Raw genomic sequence first — 5502 nt, forward strand, 5'->3', positions numbered from 1 at the left:
GGAGTCGGACCGCGAGCGCGACAAGGCAAGCTGGCTGGCGTTCTTGGGATTGCTCAAGAAGCAGCGCACCAGGCAACCGATCAACGGCGTCATCCTCGCCATAAGCCTCTCGGATCTCATCGGCTTCGACGACCGGCAGCTCGACGGGCATGTCGCCGAGATCAGAAGCCGCCTGCGCGAATTGCACGAGACGCTCAAGATCCAGTTCCCGGTCTATCTGCTCTTCACCAAGGCCGATCTCGTCGCCGGCTTCATGGATTACTTCGGCGATTTCGACGAGGCGCGCCGGCGCAAGGTGTGGGGCGCGACGTTCCAGACCGCCGACCGCACCAGGAACATGGCTGGCGAAGCGCCGGCGGAATTCGACGGGCTGGCGAAACGGCTCGCAGAAGAGGTCGCCGACCGCCTGCAGGAAGAGGCAGACCCAGTGGCCCGGATCGCGCTGTTCGGCTTCCCGGCGCAGTTCGGCGCGCTGAAGAACCGGATAACGCAGTTCATCGGCAGCCTGTTCGACACATCGCGCAGCCAGGTCAATGTCAGCCTGCGCGGGCTCTATTTCTCGTCGGGCACGCAGGAAGGGACGCCCTTCGACCAGGTGCTGGGCGCGATCGGCCGCAGTTTCGGCAGCGCTTCGCAAGCGCACCTTTCCGGCGCCGGCAAGAGCTTCTTCCTGCACGACCTGCTGGCCAAGGTGATCTTCCCGGAATCGGGCTGGGTCTCGTTCGATAGGGCGGCCGAGCGCCGCATCCGGCTCGCCAGGTTCGGCGGCCTTGCCGCGATCGCGCTGGCGGCCTTGGCGGCGCTCGGCGTGCTGGGCCTCAGCTTCTTCGCCAACAGAGAGCTGATCGCCTCCACAAGGCAGGCTATGGCGCATTATCGCGACAGCGCCGACAGCCTGCTGAAGAGCACGACGGTGACCGACGTCGACCTCGAAAACGTCATCGGCTCGCTCGACCAGTTGCGCAACCTGCCGGCCGGCTTCGAAAACGGCGACCAGGGAAAGCCGATCGAGGAGACGTTCGGGCTCAGCCAGCGCGAGAGGCTGCTGTCGGCCTCCAAGACCGCCTATCGGCAAGCGCTTGAACGAAGCTTCCGCTCGCGGCTGCTGGTGCAGGCAGAGCGGACGATCCAGGCCAGGATGGCCGATCCGATAGCGCTCTATGAGCCGCTCAAGATCTACCTGATGCTGGGCGGCAAGGCGCCCAAGGTCGACGACGAGCTGATCGTCTCGTGGATGAAGCAGGACTGGGAGGAGAACCGCTATCCGGGCGAGAACAACCGCGAGGGACGCGCGCAGCTCGAAAAGCATCTGCGCGCCATGCTTGCGCTCGACGACGCCTACGATCCAGCCTTCGCGCTCAACCAGCCGCTGGTCGAGGCCGCGCAGCGCTCGCTCGGACGTATGAGTCTTGCCGACCGCGCCTCGGCGCAGATCAAGTCGGCAGTCTACGCCGCAAGGCTGCAGGATTTCTCCGTCGCCGCGAAAGCCGGTCCGGAAGCGCAGCTGTTGTTCGAACGCATCGACGGCAGCGAGCTTGCGGACCTTAAGGTTCCCGGCCTCTACACGCGCGCCGGGTTCAATCGCTTTTTCCTGCCGCAGCTGTCGCGCATCGCGCAGATGCTCGTCGACGACCGGTGGGTGCTCGGCGGCGGCGGCGAACAGGGCGGTATCGACCAGGACCTGCCCAAGCTCGGTCCCGAACTCGTTGACCGCTACGGCAAGGAATTCGCCGCCGCCTGGAACGGCGTGCTCGACCAGCTGAAACTCAAGGCGATGCTGAAGGACAAGCCGCAATATCTCGCGCTTTCCGCCCTCGCCGCGCCGGACTCGCCTCTCGACCAGCTGTTCACGGCGATCGCCAATGAGACCGCGTTGACCAAGGGCGACAGTGCCGGCGAGGGCGACACCGGGACGGCTGAGCCGGATCCCGCGAGCATGGCCAAGGGCCTCGCCCGCATCGGCCTGCAGATCGCCGGCGGCAAGTCGCAGAGCCGGGCGGGCGCAAGCTCGGCCGTTGCGCAGAACGCCGGCGCGAGCGTCGAGGCGCAGTTCCGCTCGTTCCAGGCTTTGGTCAGCGGCAACCCCGGGCGCCGGCCGTTGGATGCGCTTACGCAGAACTTCCACGACATTTTTCAGAGCCTGAAGCTCGCGGCCGATGTCCCCACACAGACCGAACGCGTCAACGCCAATCTGCAGCTGCAGATCTCGACCTTGCGCGCCAATGTCTCGCGCCTTCCCAAGCCGCTGGCGCGCATGGTCAACGCGGCGGCGGACGAATTCGAGGGCAATGTCGCGGAGACCTCGATCGCCAATCTCAACCAGACCCTCGACCAGACGGTGACGCGCCCTTGCGAGGAGGCTGTCAACGGCCGATATCCGTTCGCCCGCGACAGCAGCGAGGACATCTCGATGGCGGATTTCGCCAAGCTGTTTGCGCCTGGAGGCCTGATGGACCGCTTCTTCGCGCAAAACCTTGCGCCGCTGATCGACATGACCGGCCAGGAATGGAGCTGGAAGCAGAATGCGCGCTACAGCAAGGATCTGGCGAAATCGGCCCTGAAGGCGTTCCAGGCGGCGGCGGAAATCCGCGCCGCCTTCTTCCCGTCGGGCGGGTCGACGCCGTTGGTGTCGATCACCTTCACACCCACCTCGCTGAACAGCGAAGCCGACAGCGCGGTGCTCAACGTGGACGGGCAGACAGTGCAGAGCGCCCAGGCCGGCAACGCACCGAGCATCGTGACATGGCCGAGCGGCGCCGCGTCCGGATCGGCGAGCCTCAGCCTCATACCGGAAATGCCGGGACGCGAGTCCGCGCTCAAATTCGAGGGGCCGTGGGCGTTGAAGCGACTGTTCGACAAGGCGACCATCACCGGCGACGGCGCCAGCACCGAGGCGCGTTTCGTGATCGGTGGACGCGATGTCGCCTACACGATCCAGGCGGGCTCTGGGGCCAACCCCCTCGTCCTGCCAGCCTTGTCAGGCTTCAGCTGTCCGAAGGCGTTTTGAGATGGCCAGATCGGGGCTTCATTTCGATACTCTAATGTACCCGCTTGTGGCAGAGTGGCGTGGGCACGCGGCCCATGGCTGGTCACAGAGGACGCTCGCTGAGCGCTTGGTGGCAAATTGAGCACTGTCGCCCTTCCCATCGACAGCTTCGGCGTGAGCCACAAGGGCTGCGTGCGCGACCACAATGAGGACAATTACCTCATCGAGCCGCAGACCGGGCTCTGGGTGGTGGCCGACGGCATGGGCGGGCATGAGGCCGGCGAGGTCGCCTCGGCCAGTATCGTCGACCATCTGGCGACGATCGGCATTGCGAGCTCGGCCCCGGACCTTCGCGCCCGCTTCGAGGACAGGCTCAGCCGCGCCAATGCCGAGATCCGGGGCATATCGCGATCGCGCGCCATCACCATCGGCTCCACTTTCGCCGCCCTGCTTGCCATGGATGGGCGCTTCGCCTGCCTGTGGGCCGGCGACAGCCGCATCTATCTCGTGCGCAACGGCTCGATCTTCCAGGTCTCGAAGGATCACACCGAGGTGCAGGAACTGCTCGACCGCGGCATGATCAGCGCGGAGGAGGCGCGCACCTGGCCGCGACGCAACGTGATCACGCATGCGGTCGGCGTCAGCGACGAGCTCGAGATCGATTTCCAGCAGGGCGAATTGATGCCGGGCGACGTTTTCGTCCTCGGCACCGACGGGCTGACGGCGCATGTCAGCGACGCCGAGATCGAGGCCGCGGCCAGATCCGCCACGCCGCGGGCGGCATGCCAGGCCCTCCTGGATACGGTGCTGGCGCGCGGCGGTACCGACAATGTGACCATCGTACTTGTGAAGATCGGCGGCAACGGCGCGCCCCATCCGGATCGGTCCGCAGCGGAGGGCCTGGCCAGATGAGCGACGACGACAAGACCCGGATCTCGCCGAACGTGACCTATGCCGGCGTCGGCACGCAGCTCAGCGGCATTTACGAGCTCGACGAGCGGATCGCCTCGGGCGGCATGGGCGAAGTCTATCGCGGCCACAACATCCAGACCGGCGATCATGTGGCGATCAAGATCGTGCTGCCCGAATTCGCGCGCGACCAGACGATCCTGTCGCTGTTCCGCAAGGAAGCGTCGATCCTCAACCATCTCTCGCATGACGCGGTGGTGCGCTACCACGTGTTCACCATCGACCCGGGGATCGGCCGCCCCTATCTCGCGATGGAGTTCGTGGACGGCCAATCGCTGTTCGACATGATGCGGCGCGGGCCGATGCCAAGCGACGATGTGCGCCGGCTTTGCCACCGCCTCGCCTCTGGCTTGAGCGCCGTGCATCAGGCCGGCGCGGTGCACCGCGACCTCTCGCCTGACAACATCATCCTGCCCGGCGGCCGGGTCGAGCGCGCCAAGATCATCGATTTCGGCATCGCGCGCTCGGCGACCGTCGGCGGCGAAACGCTGATCGGCGGCAAATTCGCCGGAAAATACAATTATGTTTCGCCGGAACAACTCGGCCTCTATGGCGGCGAGGTCAGCGAGCAATCGGATATCTACAGCCTCGGCCTGGTGCTGGCGGCGGCGCTGCGCGGCAAGCCGCTCGACATGAGCGGCTCGCAATATGAGGTCATCGAGAAACGCCGGACCGTGCCGGACCTGTCGGATATCGATCCCGATTTCCGCGAACTCATCGAAGCCATGCTGCAACCGGATCCGCGCGACCGGCCGGCGAGCATGGCTGAGATCGCCCGAGCAACGCGCGGTGAGGATCTCGAGCCGACATTGCCGCCGCCGGTGTCGTTCGGCGCGCGCGAACGCTCGGGCCTGCCGCGCGCCGGCTGGACGGCGCCGCCGGACTCCAAGCCCCAGACACCACCTTCCGGCGAGCCGCGTTTCGTCGAGCATGTGCGCCCCGCCTACCTGTCGGAGCCAAGGCCCGCGCCGGCCGCCACCCCGGCCAGCGCGCCCGCGCCGGCCGCGCCCAAAAAGCCTTCGCGCATGCCTGTCATCGCCGGCGGCGCCGCGGCGATCGCCGTCCTGGCGGTGGCGGGCCTCTATTTCAGTGGCGTCCTGGCGCCCATGCCGGTGGCGGAGACACCCAAGCCGCTGACTCCGAAGCCGGCCATCGAGACCGCCAAACCAGTGGCCGAGGCGCAGCAAGCGGAGACGCCGAAAGCTCAGCCGCAGGCGCCGGCCGCGGCTCAGCCGGAAGCACCGAAACCTGACACGGCGAAGCCATCCGCCCAACCTGAGGCGGAGGCCAGGACGCCCGTCGAGCAGCCAGCCACGCAGCCGGAGAGCGAGGCCAAAAGCCAGACGCCTCAGGTCGAGACCAGGCCGGTGCAGCCCTCAGCGCAACAGTCGCCCGCGCCGGCTCCCGGGCCAACGGCTGCCGAAGGCGAGAAACCGACGCGGCCGGCAAGCGAGCCGGCGATCAAGACGCCGGAACCGAGCCAGGCGGCTGAGAACAAGCCGGCGCAAGAGGCAAATCCGCCGGCAGCCAAGCCCAGCGTGAAAGAC

At 66.8% G+C, this 5502-nt stretch carries 3 protein-coding genes; all 3 read left to right on the top strand.

From position 1 onward, the window contains the following. Positions 1-3007 (top strand): type VI secretion system membrane subunit TssM (gene tssM, locus EOA24_RS25935; RefSeq protein WP_127410203.1); only part of this gene is annotated, 3007 nt, incomplete at its 5' end. Between the two features lie 117 nt (positions 3008-3124). Further along, the gene (locus EOA24_RS25940; protein ID WP_127410204.1) at positions 3125-3898 is read left to right on the top strand and encodes a PP2C family serine/threonine-protein phosphatase; all 774 of its coding nucleotides are present in this window, start codon (positions 3125-3127) and stop codon (positions 3896-3898) included. Beyond that, positions 3895-5502: protein kinase (locus tag EOA24_RS25945; protein ID WP_133374612.1), on the top strand; the 1608-nt coding region annotated here is incomplete at its 3' end. The genes EOA24_RS25940 and EOA24_RS25945, both read left to right, overlap by 4 nt.

It is taken from the genome of Mesorhizobium sp. M2A.F.Ca.ET.039.01.1.1, assembly GCF_003998035.1.
Classification (GTDB): Bacteria; Pseudomonadota; Alphaproteobacteria; order Rhizobiales; family Rhizobiaceae; genus Mesorhizobium.